Here is a 25119-nt window from a genome sequence, read left to right as displayed (position 1 = left end):
AGTCTACAAAATGTTTTTCAAAAAAAGTTCAACCTCTTTGCAACTTTTCGTATCTTGCAGCCGTCTAATAGTAGAAAATTATTAGAAAACAGAATCTAAATAAAGAAAATTGTGATACAACTAACAAACGTCAACAAGACCTACAACAACGGAGCGCCTCTCCATGTACTTAAAGGTATCAATCTCAATATCGAACAGGGAGAATTTGTTTCCATCATGGGAGCATCCGGGTCTGGGAAATCAACTTTACTCAATATATTGGGAATTCTCGACAACTACGACACCGGAGAGTATTATCTGAATAACGTACTCATCAAGAACTTAAGCGAAACCAAAGCTGCCGAATACCGGAACCGCATGATCGGATTTATCTTCCAGTCATTCAATCTGATTTCCTTTAAAGATGCCGTAGAGAATGTAGCACTTCCTTTATTTTATCAAGGGATAAGCCGCAAGAAGCGAAATGCACTTGCCTTGGAATATCTCGACCGTCTGGGTTTAAAAGACTGGGCACATCACATGCCCAACGAAATGAGTGGCGGTCAGAAACAACGTGTAGCAATCGCACGGGCTTTAATCACCCAACCGCAAATCATTCTGGCAGATGAGCCTACGGGAGCTTTGGACAGTAAAACTTCCGTGGAAGTGATGCAAATTCTGAAAGATCTTCATAAACTGGGAATGACGATTGTGGTTGTCACCCACGAAAGCGGAGTTGCCAACCAAACAGACAAGATTATACACATCAAGGACGGGGTTATCGAACGCATTGAAGATAATATCGACCACGATGCCTCTCCGTTCGGCAAAGACGGTTTCATGAAATAAGTATTAAGTATTAAGTATTAATTCCATGCGGTCGCAGCGCAGCCTAATACTTAACACCTAATACTTAATACCTACTTATCACCTAATACTTAAAAAAATGATTGATATTTGGCAAGAAATATACAGTACCATCAAGCGTAACAAGCTAAGGACTTTTCTCACAGGATTTGCTGTGGCATGGGGTATCTTTATGCTGATCGTCCTGTTAGGCGCAGGCAACGGATTGATCCATGCATTCGAGCAATCGGCTTCCGAACGTGCCATGAACTCCATCAAGATTTTTCCGGGATGGACCAGCAAATCATACGATGGACTGAAAGAAGGAAGACGAGTGCAATTGGATAATAAAGACGTGGACGCTACCGACCATTATTTTCCGGACCATGTCATTAAAGCCGGGGCAACTGTGTGGCAAGGAGGTATTAACTTAAGTTTCGGACAAGAATACGTCAGTTTGAATCTTTCCGGCGTATATCCCAACCATACGGAAGTAGAAGTGGTGAAACTCTTCAAAGGACGTTTCATCAATGAAATTGATATTAAAGAGCGCCGGAAAGTAATTGTGCTCCATAAAAAGACAGCAGAGATTCTTTTCGATAAAACGCATACCGAGCCTATCGGGCAGTTTGTCAATGCCGGAAATGTGGTTTATCAGGTAGTAGGGCTGTATAATGATAAAGGAGACAGCGGAGACAGCGATGCTTACATCCCCTTCACCACCCTGCAAACGATTTACAACAAAGGAGACAAGTTGAATAACCTTGTCATGACTACCAAAAACCTGGAAACGATAGAAGCGAATGAAGCATTTGAAGCTCATTACCGCAAGGTGCTGGGGGCTAATCATCGCTTTGACCCGACAGACCATAGTGCTATCTGGATTTGGAACCGGTTTACCAACTACTTGCAACAGCAGCAAGGCTCGAACATGCTACGCATCGCTATCTGGGTGATCGGTATCTTCACACTGTTAAGCGGGATTGTAGGAGTGTCCAACATTATGCTGATTACCGTAAAAGAACGTACCCGTGAATTCGGTATCCGCAAAGCTCTGGGTGCCAAGCCGCTTTCTATTCTCTGGTTGATTATCGTAGAGAGTGTCACCATTACCACGATATTCGGATATATAGGTATGGTGGCGGGTATCGGAGTGACCGAATGGATGAATAACGCCTTTGGCAATCAGACAATGGATACCGGAATGTGGACGGAAACTGTTTTCCTGAATCCGACAGTAGATATAAGAATCGCCATACAGGCTACACTCACATTAATAATAGCTGGTACATTAGCCGGATTATTCCCTGCCCGAAAAGCAGTCAGCATCCGACCAATCGAAGCACTTAGAGCAGATTAAGACTATGAGAATAGACATGGATACCTGTGAGGAAATCCTCATTACCATTACAAGAAATAAAACGAGAAGCCTGCTGACTGCATTCGGTGTTTTCTGGGGAATCTTTATGCTCGTCGCCCTGATCGGCGGCGGACAAGGACTGGAAGGCATGATGAAAAAGAACTTTGAAGGATTCGCAACCAACTCCGGCTTCCTTGCCGCACAGAAAACGGGCGAAGCTTACAAAGGTTTCCGCAAAGGCAGGTGGTGGAATCTGGAAGCTATCGACATCGAGCGTCTTCGTTCGAAAGTCAAAGATGTGGAGGTCATTACTCCTTCCATTGCCCGTTGGGGTTCCAAAGCTGTATACGAAGATAAGAAATACGATTGCAGCGTGAAAGGATTATATCCGGACTATCTCCACATCGAATCACAAGAAATGGCCTACGGCAGGTTTATCAACGAAGTGGATATACAGGAAGCACGTAAAGTGTGCGTTATCGGAAAACGTATCTATGAAAGCCTGTTCAAACCGGGAGAAGACCCTTGCGGAAAATACATACGTGTGGACGGAATTTATTATCAGGTGATCGGCATGTCTTCCTCCGAAGGGGATATGAACATACAGGGACGGGCTTCGGAAGCTGTCACCCTGCCTTTCACCACAATGCAGCAAACGTATAACTTAGGGGGACGGATCGACGTCATCTGCTTCACCGTGAAGCATGGAATCAAAGTGTCCGACGTACAACCGGAAATGGAGCAGATTATTAAAGCTGCGCATTATATCGCGCCTAACGACAAACAGGCACTTATGTACCTGAATGCGGAAGCAATGTTTTCGATGGTAGACAATCTGTTTACCGGTATCAACATACTGGTTTGGATGGTAGGATTGGGGACTCTGCTGGCAGGTGCCATCGGCGTATCTAATATTATGATGGTAACCGTGAAAGAACGTACCACCGAAATTGGTATCCGCCGGGCAATCGGCGCACGCCCCAAAGATATCCTGCAACAAATTCTATCGGAAAGTATGGTGCTTACCACTATTGCAGGAATGTGTGGAATCTCTTTTGCCGTCATGGTGTTGCAATTGGTAGAAATGGGAGCAAACGCCGACGGAGGAGACGTCCGTTTTCAGGTTACCTTCGGACTGGCAATCGGCACTTGTGCTCTTCTGATCGCACTGGGAATGTTGGCAGGTCTGGCACCTGCTTATCGGGCTATGGCTATCAAACCGATTGAAGCTATTCGAGACGAATAAAGAGGTGCGAGGGATTTCAATTATTAATCGTAAACAATAAAAATATAAATAAAGTCATGAAAAAGTATCTGAAAATCACATTATTGGTAGCCATTGCTATCATTCTTGTCGGAACATTCGTATTCCTTTATCAGAAGTCTAAACCCAAGGTAATCACTTACGAAATAGTAAAACCGGAAGTCACTGACCTCCAAAAGACCACAGTAGCTACCGGAAAGGTAGAACCGAGAGACGAAATTTTAATCAAACCGCAGATTTCGGGTATTATCGACGAAGTGTACAAAGAAGCCGGACAAGCTGTGAAGAAAGGGGAAGTGATCGCCAAAGTAAAAGTAATCCCTGAACTCGGTCAACTGAATTCTGCGGAAAGTCGTGTGCGCCTGGCAGAGATTAATGCAACACAGGCAGAAACGGATTTTGCCCGTGTAAAGAAGTTGTACGAAGATCAGCTGATTAGCCGGGAAGAATATGAGAAAAGTGAAGTAGCCTTGAAGCAAGCTCGTGAAGAGAGACAGACGGCTAAAGATAATCTGGAAATCGTAAAAGAAGGGATTACCAAAAACAGCGCATCGTTCAGTAGTACGATGATTCGTTCTACCATTGACGGGTTGATTTTGGATGTACCTGTAAAAGCCGGTAACTCTGTGATTATGAGTAACACGTTCAATGATGGAACCACGATTGCTACGGTAGCCAATATGAACGACATGATTTTCCGTGGTAATATTGATGAAACGGAAGTGGGACGTATCCACGAACAGATGCCGATCAAACTGACAATCGGAGCTTTGCAAAATCTGACTTTCAACGCCATTCTGGAATATATCTCTCCGAAAGGGGTAGAAACCAATGGTGCCAACCAATTTGAAATCAAGGCTGCAATTACCATTCCAGATTCCGTTCAGATTCGTTCCGGATATTCGGCTAATGCGGAAATCGTGTTGCAAAGGGCAAATCAAGTATTGGCAGTGCCCGAAAGCACTATTGAGTTTAATGGCGACTCTACATTTGTGTACATCATGACAGATTCAGTGCCCGAACAAAAGTTCCAGCGTACGCAGGTGACTGCCGGTATGAGTGATGGAATCAAGATAGAAATCAAGAAAGGAATAACTGCACAGGACAAAATACGGGGTGCAGAGAAAAAAGATAAATAATTGAATTCAATGAAAATAATTCGTAAAACCATATCAGCCCTTCTGCTTGCCGGGATCGGAATCACTTCTATCCAAGCACAGAACAACTCCCCGCAAGCATGGACATTGCGGCAATGTATCGACTATGCCATCGAGCATAATATAGAGATTCGTCAATCGACCAACAGTGTTGAAGCCAATAAAGTGAGTGTAAACACTAGCAAATGGACACGTCTTCCGAATTTGAGCGGTAGCGCCAGCCAAAACTGGAGTTGGGGACGTACTGCTTCTCCGATAGACAACTCGTATAGTGACATTAACAGTGCCAATACCAGTTTCAGCTTGGGAACCAATGTACCTATATTTACCGGTTTGCAGTTATCCAACCAATATTCACTTGCCAAGTTGGATTTAAAAGCCGCTATAGAAGATTTGAATAAAGCCAAAGAAGACATTGCAATCAATGTCACTTCCGCTTATTTGCAGGTTTTATTCAACCAAGAATTAAGTAAGGTTGCTCATAATCAGGTAGATTTAAGCAAAGACCAGCTAAAGCGCATCCAAGGACTTCACGGAGTAGGTAAAGCATCCCCTTCTGAAGTGGCCGAAGCACAAGCCCGTGTCGCACAGGACGAAATGACTGCTGTACAATCAGACAATACGTACAAGTTGTCATTATTAGACCTCACCCAACTTTTGGAATTACCTACGCCTGAAGGATTCGTGCTCGAAAGTCCTAAGGAAGAACTAGAGTTCGAATCTCTCACCCCACCGGATGATATATATACACAGGCTCTTGCTTACAAACCAAGTATTAAGGCTGCAGAATACCGTTTACAAGGTAGTCTTAATAGCATTCGTATTGCTCAAAGTGCATTCTATCCACAACTCTCTTTCAGCGCCGGTTTGGGTAGCAATTATTATACGGTGAGCGGAAGATCAGAAAACAGCTTCGGCAGTCAGATAAAGAACAACCTAAATAAGTATATAGGATTCAATTTGAGCGTTCCGATCTTTAATCGTTTTTCTACACGAAACCGAGTACGCACCGCTCGTTTACAACAAATAGACTTATCTTTGAGATTGGATAACGCAAAGAAAGTACTCTACAAAGAGATTCAGCAGGCTTGGTATAATGCTCTAGCTGCTGAAAGCAAGTACAACTCCAGTGAAGTGGCAGTGAAAGCCAACGAGGAGTCTTTCCGCCTGATGAGTGAGAAATTCAATAACGGCAAAGCTACCTTTGTAGAATATAATGAAGCCAAACTTAATCTGACGAAAGCTCTTTCGGATAAGTTGCAAGCTAAATACGACTATCTGTTCAGGACTAAAATTCTGGATTTCTACAAAGGACAGATCATTGAATAAAAAGAAATATATTTGAGTTTAGTATAGTAGTTCCTTAAAACATATCCGTTGGTTCATTCGTTATTATAGAAAGAACTAACGGATATGAAGTATTTTATCATCATAGTGATCGTAGTGATTAGTAATACATTTTTAGGAGTTGCTAAACCAATGAAAAATCAAGCAGAAATCTATTTTGCAGGAGGATGCTTCTGGGGAACAGAACATTTCCTGAAACAAATTCGAGGAGTAGAAAGTACTCAAGTAGGATATGCCAACAGTAATGTTGCCAACCCGAGTTATGAACAGGTCTGTTCAGGAAAAACCAATGCTGCGGAAACAGTAAAGGTGGTTTATGATCCTAAAACGGTAGATTTAAATTTGCTGCTCGATCTGTATTTCAAGACAATTGATCCTACCAGCCTCAACCGTCAGGGTAATGACCGGGGAACACAGTATAGAACCGGAATTTATTATGTAGATAAAGAAGATCTTCCTATCATTAACCAGGCTATTAAACTATTGTCTGCACAATATAAGACTCCTATCGCTATAGAAGTAAAGCCATTGACTAATTTCTATCCGGCAGAGACTTACCATCAGGACTATCTGGATAAAAATCCGGGAGGATATTGCCATATCAATCCCGCTTTATTTGAAATGGCACGCAAAGCCAATGCACCGAAAACAAAAGTGTATCAAAAACCGGATGACTCAACCCTCCGCAAGGAACTGTCGGCGGAACAATATGCAGTAACCCAGAAGAATGCCACCGAACCGGCCTTCCACAATGAATACTGGAATGAGCACCGCCCAGGCATTTATGTTGATATTACCACCGGAGAGCCTTTGTTTGTTTCTACCGACAAGTTCGATTCGGGTTGCGGGTGGCCTAGCTTTTCCCAGCCGATTCAAAAAGATATCATCGCAGAGAAGAAAGATACTTCGCATGGCATGATACGTACGGAAGTGCGCAGTAAAACCGGGGATGCGCATCTGGGACATGTATTCACAGATGGTCCGAAAGAGAAAGGCGGATTACGTTATTGCATCAATAGCGCCTCCCTTCGTTTTATCCCGAAAGAGAAAATGAAAGAGGAAGGTTATGGAGAATATTTGCCACTCATTAAATAAGCACACCGGAAAGTAATACAAATCAATATAAGCTGTTTATCAGATAAACAGAACGGTGGACTTCCTCATAGGGCAATCCACCGTTTTTAATGCAGTTAAATTAAGAGAGAGAAGGAGTTTCACAACTCCTAATTTATTTTTATCTGCTGGCAGTCAACAGAGTTGCTTCATTCGTTGCCGGAGTAGCCACGTTCATAGCCCAGTTCACACTAGATTCTTCAATCCATTTATCATTCCATTTATAGTTCATATAAGCTACCGGCATATTAGCGTCGTTCAATTCGTACACGCTCTTTTCAACAGCCGCATCGTAAGCTCTGTGAGAATCATTCCAACGTGCGTATACCAAAGTGATTTCATTAGAAGAATAAGTATACTCAATCTTGAAGTACGGCAGCCATTTGTCAGTGGAAGCGTCCCATTTGAAAGTCTCTTTGGTAGCCATTCTCTTTTGATCGTCATAGGTAAAATCATATTTCATGTGGCGATAAAGAGAGCCATCTAATCTGTAAATCACCTTCGATACTACAAGATCACCTACTGTTTCTTCATTAGTAATGAAGTTATTGTTTTGTGCCTTCACTGTTGCATTAGAGATACCTGCAAATACCATAGCAACTAAAACGATCATTCTGAATAATACTGTAGTTTTCATAATTGTATATTTTTTATTTGTTCAACATTCTGTTTTTTGTTCTTCTGTTTATTAGACGGATCAAGTGTCTCAAACGGTTGCAACATTCTGAACTTTTTTCATGTTTCTTCGTTGTCCGCTTGCGACTATAGATATGCAACGAGCGTGCCAAAAAGATAACAAGTTAATAATCAGAAAGATTGCAAAACAGAATGGTGTACGAAAATGAACAGTTGTACGCTTAGAATCGAACAACCAATTAAAAAACGAACAAATAAATAAATTACTGACTAATAATGCTATTGAAAGAATGTTCGAAAGGTTCGTCATACAGTGATTTATATTCCCTGCAGAAGTGTTCATAGGTAGTCTTAGCCATATATTGCTTACGCATGAATACGTATGTGGCACATTTGAGTCTAAGTGCCGCTTCGTTCACGGAGTCGAACCGGAAGATAATATCGGATATTAATAGTTTGGTATCAAAAGCTTCATGCTCATCCAGTAAAGTGGCGTACTTTAATAAAGACTCAATAAGATTGTCTGCTATCCGGCTTTTAAAAGCGTCAAGCCACAGATAGTCACATTCATTCAGCAAGCCCCCCTTAGCAGTCAGTGCTGCAATGATTTTGATTCGTTCAGTTGTCAGGCTATCGGGACGAATCCGCTCCGGAAGACATTCATAGTAATCCACAAAAGCGTTCTTCTCAAATTGCACCCGCCAGTTACCCGAGATCTTGGAAATCGTACACCCGCCAACAGATTCTACCAGCACCCGCAACTTGGAAAGATTAACCGCCCGATTGTTTTTGGCACTTACATCATCTTTATCAAACCACAACATGGTAGTGAGTTCTTCCGACGATATTCCATTCTCCGCCGACCGCAAGATCAGCAAAACAAACAACTCACGCAAAAGCGGAGAAAAACGTTGCGAGACTTCTTCACCATTACGGTCAAAAACCTGCAATCCACCAAACAGATAAACGGCATTATAGCGGGGCAACCTGACCTTTTCTCCTTCATCGCCAAATGAAGTGAGTATTTCAACCCGGTTGCTTGCCTTCAACCTCTTCTGGCGCCTACGCCGCCAATGCATCCCCAGAAATACAATCATGTCCACCACTATAATCAACAGAATCCAATACCAGGCGGACAGATGTTGTTCTTCCTTTCCAACCGACAACAATTCAGCGTGCCTCTCAAGTAACTTCAAATGAGAACGTTTATCGCCAAGAATATGGAACCGATACCCCCGGTCCGAACGGATACCATGCGACGAAAAGGCATAAGAATGTCCATTTGCGGATATATAAACGGAGTCTGCCGGAAAATAAACCGAAAAGCCAACTGACAGGGTATCAGTCGAGATTGAATCTTCCGGAGAACTGACCTGCACTTTCTCCACCTCCGAATTGCACACCCATAATAATTCGGTACCGGCTTGAGGAGAACGGGAAAGAATCAGATTATATAACTCTTTATCTGTGCTTTCAATGCGCATCAGCGACTCAAACACCACTTTATCCTGTCCGGGAAGCATGACTTGCAATGTGATGACACTTCCCTTATCCAAGTAATTAAACTGCTTGGTATCAAGTATCTGATCTGCCTTGACACTCTTAATCTCTTCTGCTGAACGCACAGCACGCAGGGATACAGTGAAAAGGAGGCAGAATATCAATAATATAATCTTTTGCCCTGAAGAATAGAAGCCTTGTATATACGATGCCGATAGAAACATTTTAAATACCTGTGTCTGATGAATAGGTCAACAAAAATAAGCTATTTAACTGATGACTCAAAATTTTGGTCTTACTTAATAGAGTATTTTTGCCCCGGCTGCCGCCATTTTAGCATACTCGTGCGCAACACCTGTCACCTCATACTTATCCCAGTTCAACGAATAACCGCCTTTGGCACTGATACGCTTTGCCTCCGAAAAATAATACTTACCACGCTGATATCTGTTTGCGCCTTGTGCTTCGGCACCGGTTGAAGTGTTCAGTCCGTTACGATCCGTATCTGCCGTACCCAAATGAACAATCAGTTTACGGGCAAGCAACGATGCTACTTGGGAAGAAGTCGCGACATCCGTATTTTTCAGGCCATAAGGATAAGCAACATCCACATCAGGTAGTGTATACCAGCCTGCGTTGGCACTCACTGCCCTGTCGACACGAGTATCGGGCATAAACGTCACATACCGGTGCACAAACTGCGCTCCGGCAGAATGTCCCCACATATCATATTTAGTCCGCGAAGAACCGGTATCTTTCCGGACAGTATCAAAAACGGACTCGATAAGCGAGAATGTCCATTCCGAACGGTCGAGCAGTGTATTTCCCTGAAACATACCGCCTTCGATATACTGTGCAGTAGAGTAAGTCTCCGTAGGAAACTCAAACACAAATACCATCACATTCCTATTGGACGCTTCTGTACGCCATGCATTCAGATAATCAGCAGCATTCCTTTCCAGTCCGGGAAATACAAACAACACCGGCATCTTTTTCATATCCCCGTTGGCAGGGATATGAAAATGTATGCGGACAGGACGATCAGCCAAAGGCGCATATCCGGAATATGTCACGATACCGTCTCCCGGGAGAAACTTGGAGGTTTCTCCCAAAGATTCTGATTCGTCGTCTTTAAAACAACTCGTCATCAATACGGCAATAAGTAAAATCAATAAGTTTGCTACACGCATCATTATCAAAAGAGAATATGAAGATTCAACTTAACCTGAAATTCCTTGGATCCTGCACCCACTAACTGATTGTATGAGGTATATGAACCGGCCAACTGCAACTTGAACGTATTATTATTGAAATATTTAGATGCGCCGAAAGTAATGTTATCCGCCTCACGCAAGACACTCTGCCCCGTCTCTTTCCATTCGGGGTTCACTTTACTATAAGCGACATCCAGTGCCCATAATTTACGGAAAAGATATCCGGCCTGTACATTGAGTCCATTTCCCAAAGCCAAGTAATTGGCTATCTGACGCGGTTTCAATTTTGCACCCTCATCCTTTTCTACATAAAGTCCGTTCAAGCCATTCGCCGTTGCATTGACATACTCTGCCAACAACGAGAAGCCATTCCACTTGAATAGTAAATCGGCCGACAGCTTACGATAGTCGGGATAATCCGCAGCACCTTCTTTATCATACATCTGAAAATCATTATGCCCTTCACCTACCATATTGCTGGCACCGACATTATAACTATATGCCGCACCGATAGCCAGTTTAGGAGATTTCTCACGAATAAAGTCATTAAAGACCAACTCATTACCGCTCGTAAAGAAACCCAACGGATAAACAGTGACACGTCCGCCATATTTCAATCCGCCCAAATCCGGATCAGTACTTGAGGAGCCAAATGAATTGCGTCCGTCACCGGAAGTTACAGCAGCGCCTAAATCGAATCCTAACTTGCCAAGTGACAAGCGGCTTTCAACAAATAATCCCAATTCACGCCCTGTGCGGGAGAATGTACGATCCATCAACGAATGTTCACCGAAAGCAAGTCCCTGATCGAGCATCATCATTTGCCGGGTATTAGTAAAGGTCTGTTTCTGTCCGGCACTGATTTTCAATTGTTTCCAGGGAGCATACGAAACCCATGCATCCAATAAAGGATAAGAATCGGCAAAATCAGCTTGCAAGAAGAAGCCCAGTTTCTCATTCAGGAACGAACCTTCCAGGCTCAAATAAGCATGATCGATATCAAATCCATATTCCGACTCTGCGTTCTTTATATCTGTATAGTAACCGGAACCCTGAAGATAACCGCCAAAACGCAGTTTCTGACCGGGTGCTCTCAAGTTCAAGTCAAGCAAACCATCTTTCAGTTGCGGAAATGCCTCGTTTCCAATTGTCTGCGCATACAGACCAGTAGCCAAAATCAAGGAGAAAACTCCTATTATTATCTTTTTCATATCTTGTATTCTATTTATCGTCATTAATTAATCTATTTCATTTTACGATAGACGCCCAGCGTATTATTTACTGCAGCATCAATCACGCGGTAGTTGACGAAACCATTGGCCGATTCCGGTTCCAGCAATACTGTCACAAGGGTAGCCAAAGGTTGGGACATGGAAATACGATAGCTACCGGCCGGAAGAGTAATCGTACGGTTACTGGTATTTGTTACCACGTTCAACGGCAAGATACCAGCCACTAAATCATGACTTTCTACCGCCTTGGTAACGGTATAGCACTCCAGTTCAATCGTTTCCGGAGATGCCAGCCGCTCCAGTTCAACTCCATATTGCTGCAATATTTCGACTGCACGATTTTGGTTCGCATCCAGATAATAGGCAACAGGACGTTGGCGGGTCAATACGACCTCCGATTCGGGAGCAATACGCGCCTCAACAGGCACAGTCACCTCTTTACAGGCAAGCATGTCGATAAAGGTCAACGGATAACCGGAAGCGGCCTTTGAACGGAATGTCACAGCAACATCACCATTATAATAGGCGGATTCGTCCACTGCTTTTCGTATTTGGCCTTCATGTTCAAAAGTAGTACGGGCAAATGACTCTGCCAATTTGTAAACAGTATATACCCTACGCTTATAGGAGGTACGCCCCAGACCGACACCACGTACTTCCATCAGCATGGAGATAGCTCCACGCAAGGCCATGATATTAGTGGAAGAACGGGGTGAGGAACCGCCAATATTGAATATAATTTCTCCACGATTACTTTTGGTAGTGAAATAGGTGTGATGTGTCAGCCCTTCCGCATCGGCCATGCGAATGGCTTCAGGCACATAAAATTCGTCTACAACAGTACGCAATGCCGGAGACACATTCGGGTTGCTGCTCCACAAAAACATAAAGTCGTTAGGGTTGGTAACCAGCAGTCCGTCGGTCACTTCTTCATAAGAAGCGCGGAGTGGTTTATACTCATGGAAGTCAATAAACAAATGAGGTTTGACTGTCAAAGCAACCCGTTGTAAGGTACGTGCTTCCGGAGTTGACAAAAGCGTCTGATCACGGTTCAGGTCTATACCATTGGCAGTGACCCGTTCTCCCTGTTCGCTTCCGTCAATATTTACCGAAGGCATAATATAGAAGTCCATTTTATCAAGCAGAGCAGACAGTTGAGAGTCACAAGTCAGTTGTTTCATAAAATACAGAAGACCTTCGGTGCCAGCAGGCTCATTTCCATGCACACACCCTGTATAGAGGACACGTAATTTATCATTTCCTCCCTTGCTCACTTTTATCATGGGTATTTCACGTCCACGCTGGGTGCGACCAACAATTTGAAGTTTCACTCGTTCCGGATACGTAGTAGCCAGGTCATGTAAGAACGTCATCATCTCACGATATGTGGTGAAGCCGTGTTTCTTGGCAAATGCCGGGGTATCAATATCGACCTGCGGATCCGGGAAAAACTTCGCCGTCACCTTTCCGGTCTGTTGGGCATAGAATGGAAGACCGGACAATAAAAGACAAAGTATTAATAATATTCGTTTCATAGCTTCATCAGAATTTAAATTGGAACAATAGGTTACCTATCCACTCATTGCCATTATAGGTGTATGTACTATCAGGAGTACGGTTTTCACCATTGCTACGAGCCAGTCCGACAGTCAATTGTATCTTGGCAGCATAATTGCGTGTCAGATACTTGGAGACACTGAAATCATAAAAGTTATGCCTGTTGAAATACAGATTATTATTCATATACGAATATTCATCAGGCTTAAGGTATGTATAGCGCAAATCAAAACTCCAAAGACTACGGAGCATATATCCTGCCTGGATATTAAATCCTTGTCCCAACATCATTCGGTTTTTGATGTAAGCTTCTACATTCTGTTCTCCGTTCACGTCAAAGGTGGTAGCGGTGGAACCGTCGTTTCGTACCCGTTTCGTTATAGAAGAAGGAACATATCCCCATGTCTTTGCATATTCGCCCAACATCGAAAATCCGCGATACTTAAAAGCAAAGTCCGCCACCAGTTTAGCATAATCGGGAAGATCTATTTCATCACGGTCATTCATATAAAGAATATCTCCGTTACTGCGCCCGCCACGACGGTCGGATGTACCGTCCGCATAACTATATGCAACACCGACACTCAACTTCGGAGTCAGTTCGTAAGCCATATCCCCTTCTCTGCTTCCTCCCATCGAACGGAAAGCTCCAAAAGGAAGGTAATTCAACCGGCCGCCATACTTCAATCCACCATAACGCTTTCCTTCCGAGATCGGACCGGAACCATCGGTGATAGCAATGGAAGGACGTAAAAGTCCTTTGCTGCCTAGCCGGAAAGAACTTTCGGCAAAAACACCCAATTCACGAATCGTGCTAAATGCAGAAGTTATTTTACTACGTTCACCAAACTGTAACGTGTGAGAACTCATCTGCAATTCATAGTTATCCGTAGGAGTGGAACGCTGCCCAAACGAAATGACAAGTTTAGAGCCCCAAGGGCGATAGGCAGCATAGGCATCCATCAATAACGACCCGGAGTCATCATCCGTCTCACTACCTTTCACCAAGTCGAGTCCCAACCGGAAACGCAATTTATCGTGATAGACACTTCCATCAAAACGTACACGGGCACGACGCACACGAAAACGGTTGTACATCTGATCCACATCTTCAAAGCGACGGCTTTCTACCGATGTTTGTACCATCCCGCTGACCGTCAGTTTATTGCCGCCTTGTGTTGTGAATCTTAAGCCATCCCCCATTTTATAGCGATGGAGGACTACTTTATTGTCGATATCTGATAAACTTTCATCGCTGGCTTCCACTATTTCGGCGTCATCACTACCTTCGTCTGTCTGTGCCATTACCGGAAGGAGCAAGAATAGCCCTATCAGGAATAATAGATATTTTTTCATATCCATGTTGTTTTAGTATTACATTTCAAAATTTCCCTTACGCATCACGACACCTTCGTGCATCATTTCCGCACCACGGGCATAGACACCTTGCAGTTTCCAATTGTCATCAAACAGCGTTATATCCGCATCCCATCCTTCCCGAAGTTCTCCTTTTCCTTTCAGCTTCATTGTACGGGCAGGGTTGGAAGTTATCAGGCGGAAAGCATCCGAAGGAGCAATGCCTCCGTCCACAATCAGCCGGATCACTTGCTCCAGGTTTCGATGTAACGGCGCCACAGTATAACTATCCTCACCGGTTATCGGATCCTTACGACGTACGCCGGCATTACCATCCGATGAGAAAGTCATACGGTCAATAGATACTCCGGCATTCAATCCCTCCAGTACACTTTCATAAGGTTCACAATATTTTGTTCCTCCTGTGGAAATATCAATCATTCCCCCCATACGGGCAAATTCAATTCCTTGCAAGAATAAATCGTGTGTACGTCCCATGTGAGTAGGAGAAATATAGCTGATTAATGAAGGATACTCCCGTGCTATCTCTAACAATAGCTCAATTCCTCCGGGCAAAGCTCCCAAATGCACATGCATCACTCCGCCTTTGGCAGAAGTAAAACCTCCCAAGCGTACTTGCTGAATGATACGCATCAATTCGGTTTTAGTAGGATAGGAACTACGGTCGTCACTGATTGCTATCTTACAGCCAATCACTTTATCAATGAAAATCAAATCGTTGGCAATGCTATCTGTCAATGTGGGAGTGGGCAGTCCATAGTAACCGGTAAGCATATAAGCGGATATACCGTCCATGCACAGTGCTTTCGTTTTGGCATACAGTGCCGGTAATTGTTTCACGAAACCATCGGTTCCCAACAGTCCGACTACCGTAGTCGTTCCACAAGCCAGTAAACGGCTTAACGGTACTTCAGGGGCCAAAGAAAAGTAGCCGGTTTGTCCGCCTCCGCCAATGATATGTACGTGCTGGTCTATACAGCCGGGAGCAGCATTCATGCCTGCCCCATCGATCACTTCCACCTCTAATCCCCGAATATCGATATGGGGTGCGATACAAGCAATCTTTTCACCACAAATAAGCAGGTCGTTTATCCCCCTGTCTTCAGGAGCATAAAGATGTATATTTTGAATCAGTTTGAACATCATAATCAGTATTACTTGTTAGATAAAAAAGTGAATAACTATCATAGCAATCAATGTGATTGACAACGGAATGATATTGCGTTTGGCCAAATCGGTAGCCGACACACCGGCAATCTCCGAAATGGCGATAATCACACCGGCAATAGGTGATGCCGCCCGTCCCATGCTCGATGCTAATTGCATAGGTAATATCATATCTACGGGAGTCATACCGACTTTGGTAGCAATTGACGGAACCAGCGGACCAAACGAGAAGAACGAAGCATTTCCACTTCCCATCAGGATAGCAGCCAGGAAAAGAATCAGGATAATGACAATCGAAACCAAAATGCCAGAGAATCCCAGACTGGTACATCCTTCAACCAACGCATCAATAAAGCCAAGGCTAATTAACCCCTTAGAGAAGATTTCTGCCGCAACAATCAGTGTCACCACATTGGTAAATACCTTACCCATCCCTTCCCAGAATGATTTCATAGTCATAAAAACAGCTTTAAAAGAACGAAGACGTATCAACTCAAACAACATGGAAACTGCCAGAGAGACAAACATAGCCGTAGTGGTATCCAATTCAATCGGAGGGTCGAACAGGTGTACATATTTCGAAAAGATGATTAACAGGAATAACGGCAACACTGGCAGAATCGCATAAATCAATGGAATATCCACCTTGAAATCTTTTGTATCCATCATTTCTGGTTGCGTACGTCCTGACTGGCGATCCTTGCGGTCAAAATAACGATTGGTGAGATAGTAAACAATCATTAGCAAAATAGTAAGCGGAATGGCCAGCGGAAGCTGGTGTTCAACAAAGTACAGCATATTATTTTGACCGACAAGTTCCGCCGCCCGGGCGGTATTGGCCGAACCGGGACCCATATCAAAAATAGTGCAGGCAGAAATAACCGATACTGCCGTCAGACGACTCACTCCCAAACCTACCAAAATAGGAAAGATAGAAGCAACCAGCAACAAACCAAGTCCTGTTGCGCTCGGTGTACAAATGAAAAGCATCTGTCCGATAGGGATTACAATGGAAGCAGCGATATAGGGAAACTTCTTGAAAATAGCCAGCGGTTGCATAGACACATATACCAATGCATCACTAGCCTTGATCTTTTTCATGTAAGCTACATAACCTCCAATAGTCATAATCATCAAACCAACACGAAGCATGTTCGATGAAAAAGTTTCTTTTATAATCCGAAAGAGGTCGAAAACCGGCGTCCCCGTTGTTTCGGTCAGACTTAGCGAATGCATACCAAGCAACATGCTAAGTGCTAACATCAAAATCCCGGCTACCATCAATACTCCTTGCGGGTTATTCTTTTTCATTAGCCAATAAGCTACCAATACAATTACCTGTAAGGCTATAAATGCACCTATATATATCATCATAGTATTCTTTATTTGAATTATTCTGCTTCTACACCTTTGTTTTTAGTAGTAGTCAAATTATTAAATATTGCGCTCGGAATCTTGAAGTTTGCACCAGGATTGCCACTTAAGTCGAGTTCTGTCAATTTAACCAGATTCGAAACATTGATTTCTGTCAATTTATTATTTTTCAGATTAAGAGTTTCCAGATTGGGGGTATATGAGAGATTAATGGTCGAAAGCGTACCATATCCACTTTTCGTACTACCATTACAATTCAAAATACGCAATTTAGGGTTACCACTCAAATCCAATGAACCGACTCCTGCCGTATTCACTTGTAGGACCTCTAAATTACTAAGTCCAGTAAGCGGAAGTGCCTCGGTAAACTTATTTGAGGTGGCAGTAAATTCAACCAATCCTGTAAAGAACTGCAAGCCATCTACAGAAGCTATAGGGGTCTCTGCCGTTTCAAGACCGGCTGTAACCAACTCACTGGTAGCGGCTGATGTTTTCGCTACATTTACCGCCGTAACAGTAGCCGCAATCGTCTTATCCAACTGATATTCATTGCCCTCTTTCACAACCAGCCCTTGTGGCAATTTACCAGCATCTGTTGAAAGATAATAAAGATACTCTCCAAAAGCCTTATCCGGGATTGTGAACAATTCACCGTCTTCACCTCCTCCACCTTCGGAATCAGCCACCACTCCGACAGCAGTAGTCAACTGGGTCATTAAATCCTCCGGAATAGCAAAAGGAGCAGCCGGGTTATTGCTCAAATCAAGTTCTTTCAATGCTGCATAGTTTGAAGGAAGAATAAAGCCATTTTCCTGAAGATTTTGGTTCTTTAAATAAATATGTTCTATCACATTATTATTTGCAAAGCTAATTGTAGAAAGTTTGGTAGATGTATCACCGGCCGAATTTCCACCATAGCGAAAGCGAATAAGTTTTGTATTCTGCGACAAGTCCAGTGCTGCAACAGAGTTATTATTCATCTCAACCGTTTCCAGCTCGGTCAATGCAGTCAGATCCATACGCTCCACCGAATTGGAAGTAATCTTCAATGTCTTTAGAGCGGTAAAGAACTGCAAACCGTCCATATCTACAATCTTCACTGCAGCTGTAGCCAATCCCGCATTCTCCAGTTTAGCTATCTGCGCATCGTTTTTTACCAGATAGAGATTTTCTACGGTAGCAGCCTTTTGGGTGTTCAGGTAGAATTTGCCATTTTCCGCAACAGCCATTTCATAAGGAAGCTTGTTTTCGTCTGTACGGCTACAGTTATAAACAAGGTATTCTCCCAACGCACGATCTTTAATTTCATAAAGGTCTTGCTCACCACCTCCCTGTATATCTTCCACATCATTAGTGGTACAAGATGAGAGTCCTCCAAGCAATAATGCCATGCAAAACATTGCAGTAGTCATCGGTTTGTTCATTCGCATCATAATTTCAAAAGTATTGGTTTTGAGCGTAAAAGTAACATTAACGAGTAAACGAAAAGATTAATACAGACCTTAACAAAAGATTAATATTGCAAATAAAGCGCCTTTTTTTGTATTTTCTTCTCTCTACTGATGAATATAACTCTAAAAATGGGAAAATACTCCGCTTGTTGCCCAAATTATTATCTACCTTTGCAGCGATTATCATATCAAGAAAAAGAAGATGGAAACGTCCAGCAAAAAAAGAATTATTATTCTATCCGCTACCGGTATCTTGCTTACCGGCCTCATTTGTCTCTTTATATCCCGCAATATTATTTTATGCCATATCGTTGACAAACGGACTACACGTATCGAACAGGCATACGGACTGCAGATTCATTATCAGAAGTTACAAATGGAAGGCTGCAATAAGGTGGTTTTACAAGGACTTTCTATTATTCCCAACCAACGGGATACCCTGCTGACATTGCAATCTGTCAACGTAAAACTAAGTTTTTGGAAGTTGCTAAAAGGAGAAGTCGAAGTACGCAATGTCCATATGGATGGGCTGGCAATAAACTTTATCAAATATGATTCCCTAGCCAACTATGACTTCCTGTTCCTTAAACGACAACAAGAGACAGAGTCAAAGCCCGCCATAGAGAGCAACTATGCCAACCGCATCGACCGGGTATTGAACCTCATTTACGGTTTTCTGCCCGAAAACGGCCAACTCAACCAAATAAAAATAACCGAACGCAAAGATAGTAACTTCGTTGCAGTCAACATCCCCTCCTTTGTTATTAAGGATAATCATTTTCAATCAACCATTCAGATAAAAGAAGATACACTGCCTCAACAACAATGGCAAGCATCGGGTGAACTGAACAGAAGAGACTATACATTAAAAGCAGCTCTCTTTGCTCCGGAGAAAAAGAAAATCTCACTACCTTATATTACCCGCCGTTTTGGAGCAGAAGTCACTTTCGACACATTATCTTATAGCATGACTAAAGATAAACGTGCGACCGCCCAACTGCTCCTCAAAGGAAAAGCAAGAGTGAACGGGCTGGACGTATTTCATAAAGCCCTCTCTCCTGAAATCATTCATCTCGATCGCGGACAACTCTGTTACGAGATGAACATAAACGGACACTCATTTGAATTGGACAGTACCACCATTGTTGACTTCAACAAGCTCCAGTTCCATCCTTATTTACGGGTCGAGAAGGAGAAGGGAAACTGGCATTTCACTGCAGCAGTCAACAAATCCTGGTTTCCGGCAGACGATCTGTTCAGTTCTCTGCCGAAAGGATTATTCAGTAATCTGGAAGGCATCAAGACAAGTGGTGAGCTGGCTTATCATTTTCTGTTAGACATTGATTTTGCGCAACTGGATAGTCTCAAACTGGAATCTGAATTGAAAGAAAAAGATTTCCATATCATAAGCTATGGAGCTACTTCACTCTCCAAAATGTCCGGTGAGTTCATTTACACAGCTTATGAGAATGGAGTGCCGGTACGAACCTTCCCTATCGGCCCTTCATGCAATCACTTTACACCCTTAGACAGCATTTCCCCCATTCTAAGAATGTCTGTCATGCAAAGCGAAGATGGAGCATTCTTTTATCATCGCGGTTTCCTGCCCGATGCCTTACGGGAAGCACTGATTTACGACCTGCAAGTGAAACGCTTTGCACGCGGAGGAAGTACGATCACCATGCAACTGGTAAAGAATGTATTCCTGAACCGTAACAAGAACTTTGCGCGTAAACTGGAAGAAGCATTGATTGTGTGGCTGATAGAGAATGAAAGACTAACTTCCAAAGAACGTATGTACGAAGTATATCTGAATATTGTAGAATGGGGACCGCTCGTTTATGGTATTCAGGAAGCGTCTGCTTATTATTTCAAGAAACGCCCTTCGCAACTGACCACGGAAGAAAGTATTTTCCTGGCTTCCATTATCCCGAAACCCAAGCATTTCCGCAGTTCTTTTGCAGAAGGCGGACAATTAAAGGAGAATATGGAAGGTTACTACAAGCTGATTGCAAAACGTCTTGCACAGCAAGGAGTAATAAGTGAAATCGAGGCGGATAGTATCCGCCCCGATATCCAAGTTACGGGCGACGCCCGGAATAGTCTAGCCGGTGAAAAACCGGAGTCTAGTTCTCCTACCGCTGAGGAGCAATGAGATTGATATAAATAATAAAGGAATAGGTTATCTTCTTGAACTGCTGTTTCTTTCAGAAGAACGGGAAGAGCTTTGAGTGCTATTACTTCTCGTACTTCCGGAAGAAGAGCGTCTTTCTGTTTGTCCGCTGGAAACATTGCTCCGGGTAGAGCTACCGCTGCTTCGAGTAGAACTCGAACTACCGCTACTACGGCTAGAGGTAGTACTACTGCGACGGCTGGTAGTATTTTCACTACTGCGACTGGAATTACTACGACTGGAGCTAGAACTGCCACGATTGGAACTAGAACTGCCACGACCGGAGCTACCACGACTGGAAGAACTATTGTTTCTATCAGAACTGTTATTTCTATTATAGGAACCACTACTATCGTTTCGCCTACTTGAACTTTCCCTTGAACTACTACTTGTTTTTCCACTTTCACGGTTGGAACCGCTACTTGTCGAACTTCCGCTTGTCGGTCTGCGATTAGAGCTTGAAGAACCGGAACTTGTTTCCGGACGGCGACCGGAATTACGATCTCCTTCTACTCTGTTTGTATTCCCGTTTCTATCAGGAACAACCTCTTTATTCGGTCTCCCACTTCCGGACGGTGTAGACGGTCTGACAGAAGTTGAAGGTCTATCTCCTGATTCCGGACGAGGGCGAGTAGACGTACCAGGTCGCGTTGTCGTTCCGGGACGAGACGTATCAGGACGAGTAGATGTACTTGGACGAGATGTTCCAGGTCGTGTTGCCGATGAACCCGGACGGGAAGAATTACCCGGACGTGTCGGTGCATTATGCGGACGAGTGGAAGTATTCGGACGGAACCGGACAGAACCGAAGTCCGAACGACGATAAGAGTGATATACTCTCTGATCTCTCACCCGGTGCGGTGCAGAGTAATGGTTGAAATTAGTATATCTTCCCCGATAGTAGCTTGTATGGTGAAAGTGCGGACGATAATGCGCTCCACAATAAGTACGGTAATGATAAGGCACACCAAAATAGAACAAGCTACGGTTCGGGTAATTGATGTACACCCTGAAACTCCATTTCCCTCCGGTTACATAAATCGGCCGATAGAAATACTCGGCACCGAGAAACCGGCGATACTGCGCATCACTCAATACCCAGCGAAGATCGTCGTTACGGATATCCAAAGCTTCATAATAATCATCCAATGCCCATTCGTAACCACGTGCTACGTAATCCATTATATTACGGACAGAATAAATAAAGTCGTAATTAATCTCATACGCATCATTATATTGCTGTGTACTCAAACTCAATTCATACGCCATCTTATCGGTAAGAAAACGTGTCTCCTTACGTACCTTGCTGGTGCTCATTCCAGCCATTACGGTCATATTGGCAGTCAGGCCGACCGCAAAGAGTAAAAAAAGTATTCGTTTCATAATTCAATCTCCTATCATTTATTATTCCGATAATATTCCTCAATAAACATGCGTAACATATCTCTATAACCGTACAGTTAATAGTATCAACGCCGACCATACCCTATCACAAAATCATTCATCTTGTCCTTGCTGGAAGTAAATGTCAGGGTATTAATCACTGTAAAGAAAGCTTCTTTATCTACAATGCGGGGATACATTATCTTCATAATTTCCATCCGGTCATCGTCAAATGTATAAAGTTTGGTCAGTTGGAGACATTGGGCAGATGTAAAATCAGAACCGGCCAATGCAGCATTAAGCAACTTTATACGATCATCTTTAAAAGGCTCCTTCTTCATCTCATTATAAAACGTTTGAAAGAGCTGATCGTTCATGACCCTGTTGTAACCATATCCTGGGCGGTGTTCTCCTTGTCCCGGACGATGTCCCCCCTGTCCGGGGCGGTCGGGTCTTTCCGGGTGCACGTTATCACGTCCGTCCACCCATATCTCTTTCACTCCCCTACCATCGAAATAAACATAGTCTTTATACAATTTTTCTCCTTTCCATACTCGCTCTCCCGGACGGGTAAAGCGGGTGGCATATACTTCAACAGTATAATGTCCGGGATTCAAATTGGCTATAAAGCAGGTAGTAGTAGGCAAACTGATTTGGTTTCCTCCCAAGTAAACAAGTATCGGAGTATTTCCGCCGTCGATACGGATTCCGTTAACAGACTGCGCTTGTAAGGAAAGGGCAGCGAACAGGATGCAGAAACTTATTATAATCTTACGCATAACTTATCTCGTTTTTATTATTTATATCTTTAATCTGATACCACAAAAATAGGGTGAGGAAACTCCCCACCCCAATGATTCTCTCTATTCGTATGTAGGGAAATCCCTATTCTGTTTAGGAATCCGCCAAAACAATGCCATCCTCGTGCAAGGTTATCAGACGTTTCTTATACAAGTCGCCCACTCCTTTCTTAAAGGTTTTCTTGCTGACACCAAACGTGTCGTAGATATCTTCCGCAGGACTTTTATCATTTAAGTTGATTCGTCCCCCGTGCTCTTTGATATAGTCTAGCAGCGTTTTCGAAAAATCGTCAATCTTTTCAAAACCGGGTTTCTGAAGAATCAAATCGACCTTACCATCTTCACGCACCTGTTTCACAAAAGCTTTCATTTCCATCCCTGTCTCCAACGGACAGAATATTTCATTTTCATACAATAAACCGCTATACATATCATCTATAATTGCCTTAAAGCCTAAGTCCGTCTTCTGCCAGATAAGAATATTCACCTCTGCTCCCGGAGCATATTCTGGCTTTTCTTTCGACAGATAACGTTCCACTTTTGCTGAAGCCACAATACGGTAACTCTCTTCATCCACATGTGCATGAACCACGTATTTCCGTCCAACCTGCATTTTCATCTTCTGCTCACGGAACGGCACAAACAGGTCTTTCATCAATCCCCAGTTCAGGAAAGCTCCGTATTGATTTACCCAGGAGACTTCCAGACAAGCAAACTGTCCGACCTGCACTAACGGGGTCAGTGTCGTAGCAATCAGCCTCTCATCCATATCCAGGTAAAGAAACACATTCAAAAAATCTCCTATCTTACAATCCTCGGGCACATAGCGGGTAGGCAACAAAATCTCACCTTCTTCTCCACCATCGAGATATACGCCGAAATCGACTTCCTTCACGACTTCAAGCTGGTTGAACTTTCCTAATTCGATGCTCATATTCTTATCTATTATATTATATAAGCAGCAAAGATAATCTATTTTGAATAGATCCCTCAATCAGTCAGCTATAACTTTTCGTTATCGAGAAAAACTATTTGCAATGAACAATCTGCGTTCTAATATGTTAACTTTGTAGCGACAAAAAGAAAGAGTAAATTATTCACCTTTTTAAACATATAAAATTATGGAATTTCTAACCAACGAGAAACTTACGATTGTGGGAGCTGCCGGAATGATCGGCTCCAACATGGCACAAACAGCCATGATGATGAAACTCACTCCGAATATTTGTCTCTATGATCCATTCGCACCAGCTTTGGAAGGAGTAGCTGAAGAACTGTATCATTGCGGTTTTGAAGGTGTCAACCTTACCTATACTTCCGATATCAAGGAAGCGCTGACCGGAGCTTCTTATATTGTTTCTTCCGGTGGAGCAGCCCGTAAGGCAGGTATGACCCGCGAAGATCTGTTGAAAGGAAATGCAGAGATTGCCGCTCAATTCGGAAAAGACGTTCGCCAATATTGCCCGAACGTAAAACATATCGTTGTCATCTTTAATCCTGCAGACATCACCGGTCTGATTACTTTATTGTATGCAGGTTTGAAACCTTCACAAGTTTCTACATTGGCTGCGTTGGATAGCACCCGCCTGCAAAACGAACTGGTGAAATACTTCCATATCCCCGCTTCCGACATTCAGAATTGCCGTACGTATGGCGGTCATGGAGAACAAATGGCTGTATTTGCATCTACCACCAAAATAAAAGGAGAACCCCTGACCGATTTCATCGGTACTACCCGCCTTCCGTTGACGGAATGGGAAGCACTGAAAGTACGTGTCATCCAGGGTGGAAAACATATCATCGACCTGCGCGGCCGTTCTTCTTTCCAAAGCCCGGCTTATCTGTCTATCGAAATGATTGCTGCTGCTATGGGCGGACAGCCATTCCGCTGGCCTGCCGGAACGTATGTTTCCAATGGCAAATTCGACCATATCATGATGGCGATGGAAACTTCAATTACTAAAGACGGCGTTACTTATAAAGAAATAGCCGGAACTCCTGCCGAACAGGAAGAATTAGAAAAGAGCTACGAACACTTATGTAAACTTCGTGACGAAGTGATTGAAATGGGAATCATCCCAGCCATTAAGGACTGGCATGCTTTGAATCCCAATATTGACTAATCAAACAATATTAGCGAAAGCAGAAGGCCGAAACCTGACGATCTTTTTATCGTTCCGGATTTCGGC

At 43.3% G+C, this 25119-nt stretch carries 20 protein-coding genes; 8 read left to right on the top strand and 12 right to left on the bottom strand.

Features of this window, described 5'->3' with window-relative positions; genetic code table 11:
* Window positions 1-111 precede the first annotated feature (111 nt).
* The 6 genes from DW862_RS15340 (at window position 112) to msrB (ending at window position 7048) form a co-directional block, all read left to right on the top strand.
* Window positions 112-828, top strand: a complete 717-nt coding sequence (locus DW862_RS15340) for an ABC transporter ATP-binding protein (protein WP_008026229.1) — start codon at window positions 112-114, stop codon at window positions 826-828.
* A 97-nt stretch (window positions 829-925) separates the two neighbouring features.
* Complete coding sequence (locus DW862_RS15335) at window positions 926-2185, top strand: ABC transporter permease (protein ID WP_008026227.1); 1260 nt, start codon at window positions 926-928, stop codon at window positions 2183-2185.
* A 4-nt stretch (window positions 2186-2189) separates the two neighbouring features.
* Window positions 2190-3431 carry an ABC transporter permease gene (locus DW862_RS15330; RefSeq protein ID WP_004315004.1) on the top strand — a complete coding sequence of 414 codons (1242 nt, stop codon included), beginning with the start codon at window positions 2190-2192 and terminating at the stop codon, window positions 3429-3431.
* Between the two features lie 56 nt (window positions 3432-3487).
* Complete coding sequence (locus DW862_RS15325; RefSeq protein ID WP_008026226.1) at window positions 3488-4588, top strand: efflux RND transporter periplasmic adaptor subunit; 1101 nt, start codon at window positions 3488-3490, stop codon at window positions 4586-4588.
* A gap of 9 nt (window positions 4589-4597) precedes the next feature.
* Window positions 4598-5935, top strand: coding sequence for a TolC family protein (locus tag DW862_RS15320; RefSeq protein WP_008026224.1), 1338 nt, complete (start codon window positions 4598-4600; stop codon window positions 5933-5935).
* A gap of 84 nt (window positions 5936-6019) precedes the next feature.
* The gene (gene msrB, locus DW862_RS15315; protein ID WP_120069150.1) at window positions 6020-7048 is read left to right on the top strand and encodes a peptide-methionine (R)-S-oxide reductase MsrB; all 1029 of its coding nucleotides are present in this window, start codon (window positions 6020-6022) and stop codon (window positions 7046-7048) included.
* A gap of 139 nt (window positions 7049-7187) precedes the next feature.
* Here msrB and DW862_RS15310 read toward each other — a convergent pair whose 3' ends face one another.
* The 9 genes from DW862_RS15310 to DW862_RS15270 all read right to left on the bottom strand — a co-directional run bounded on the left by DW862_RS15310 (window position 7188) and on the right by DW862_RS15270 (window position 18556).
* Complete coding sequence (locus DW862_RS15310; RefSeq protein ID WP_120069148.1) at window positions 7188-7703, bottom strand: DUF3836 domain-containing protein; 516 nt, start codon at window positions 7701-7703, stop codon at window positions 7188-7190.
* Between the two features lie 262 nt (window positions 7704-7965).
* Window positions 7966-9426, bottom strand: a complete 1461-nt coding sequence (locus DW862_RS15305; RefSeq protein ID WP_120069125.1) for a hypothetical protein — start codon at window positions 9424-9426, stop codon at window positions 7966-7968.
* Between the two features lie 75 nt (window positions 9427-9501).
* Window positions 9502-10395 (bottom strand): hypothetical protein, encoded by an 894-nt coding sequence (locus tag DW862_RS15300; protein ID WP_118219061.1) that lies wholly within the window; start codon window positions 10393-10395, stop codon window positions 9502-9504.
* Window positions 10396-10397: 2 nt separating this feature from the next.
* Complete coding sequence (locus DW862_RS15295; protein WP_015531668.1) at window positions 10398-11627, bottom strand: hypothetical protein; 1230 nt, start codon at window positions 11625-11627, stop codon at window positions 10398-10400.
* Between the two features lie 32 nt (window positions 11628-11659).
* On the bottom strand, window positions 11660-13183 hold the full coding sequence (locus DW862_RS15290) for a M14 family metallocarboxypeptidase (RefSeq protein WP_008026212.1): 1524 nt from the start codon (window positions 13181-13183) through the stop codon (window positions 11660-11662).
* 7 nt (window positions 13184-13190) lie between these two features.
* Window positions 13191-14561, bottom strand: a complete 1371-nt coding sequence (locus tag DW862_RS15285) for a hypothetical protein (RefSeq protein WP_004314995.1) — start codon at window positions 14559-14561, stop codon at window positions 13191-13193.
* 18 nt (window positions 14562-14579) lie between these two features.
* The gene (gene iadA / locus DW862_RS15280) at window positions 14580-15725 is read right to left on the bottom strand and encodes a beta-aspartyl-peptidase (RefSeq protein WP_118219088.1); all 1146 of its coding nucleotides are present in this window, start codon (window positions 15723-15725) and stop codon (window positions 14580-14582) included.
* A gap of 18 nt (window positions 15726-15743) precedes the next feature.
* Window positions 15744-17120: a C4-dicarboxylate transporter DcuC gene (gene dcuC / locus DW862_RS15275; RefSeq protein ID WP_118219089.1), complete on the bottom strand. Its 1377-nt coding sequence runs from the start codon at window positions 17118-17120 to the stop codon at window positions 15744-15746.
* Between the two features lie 20 nt (window positions 17121-17140).
* On the bottom strand, window positions 17141-18556 hold the full coding sequence (locus DW862_RS15270; RefSeq protein ID WP_120069122.1) for a leucine-rich repeat domain-containing protein: 1416 nt from the start codon (window positions 18554-18556) through the stop codon (window positions 17141-17143).
* 220 nt (window positions 18557-18776) lie between these two features.
* Here DW862_RS15270 and DW862_RS15265 point away from each other — a divergent pair, with 220 nt between their 5' ends.
* On the top strand, window positions 18777-20729 hold the full coding sequence (locus tag DW862_RS15265) for a transglycosylase domain-containing protein (protein WP_118219067.1): 1953 nt from the start codon (window positions 18777-18779) through the stop codon (window positions 20727-20729).
* Window positions 20730-20756: 27 nt separating this feature from the next.
* Here DW862_RS15265 and DW862_RS15260 read toward each other — a convergent pair whose 3' ends face one another.
* From DW862_RS15260 to DW862_RS15250, 3 genes are all read right to left on the bottom strand, one after another.
* Window positions 20757-22130 carry a hypothetical protein gene (locus tag DW862_RS15260; protein ID WP_120069119.1) on the bottom strand — a complete coding sequence of 458 codons (1374 nt, stop codon included), beginning with the start codon at window positions 22128-22130 and terminating at the stop codon, window positions 20757-20759.
* An 86-nt stretch (window positions 22131-22216) separates the two neighbouring features.
* Window positions 22217-22909 (bottom strand): DUF4476 domain-containing protein, encoded by a 693-nt coding sequence (locus DW862_RS15255; RefSeq protein ID WP_087317846.1) that lies wholly within the window; start codon window positions 22907-22909, stop codon window positions 22217-22219.
* A gap of 115 nt (window positions 22910-23024) precedes the next feature.
* Entirely contained in the window at window positions 23025-23864 is an 840-nt protein-coding gene (locus tag DW862_RS15250) for a S1 RNA-binding domain-containing protein (protein ID WP_004314988.1), read from the bottom strand.
* A gap of 187 nt (window positions 23865-24051) precedes the next feature.
* On the opposite strand from DW862_RS15250, the gene DW862_RS15245 reads away from it, so the two are divergent.
* Window positions 24052-25053, top strand: a complete 1002-nt coding sequence (locus DW862_RS15245) for a malate dehydrogenase (protein ID WP_008026201.1) — start codon at window positions 24052-24054, stop codon at window positions 25051-25053.
* Window positions 25054-25119: the final 66 nt, after the last annotated feature.

Origin of the sequence: Bacteroides sp. AM37-9, assembly GCF_003603455.1 — a bacterium.
Taxonomy (GTDB): Bacteria; Bacteroidota; Bacteroidia; order Bacteroidales; family Bacteroidaceae; genus Bacteroides; species Bacteroides xylanisolvens.
This window is presented reverse-complemented; position numbering and strand designations above follow the sequence as displayed.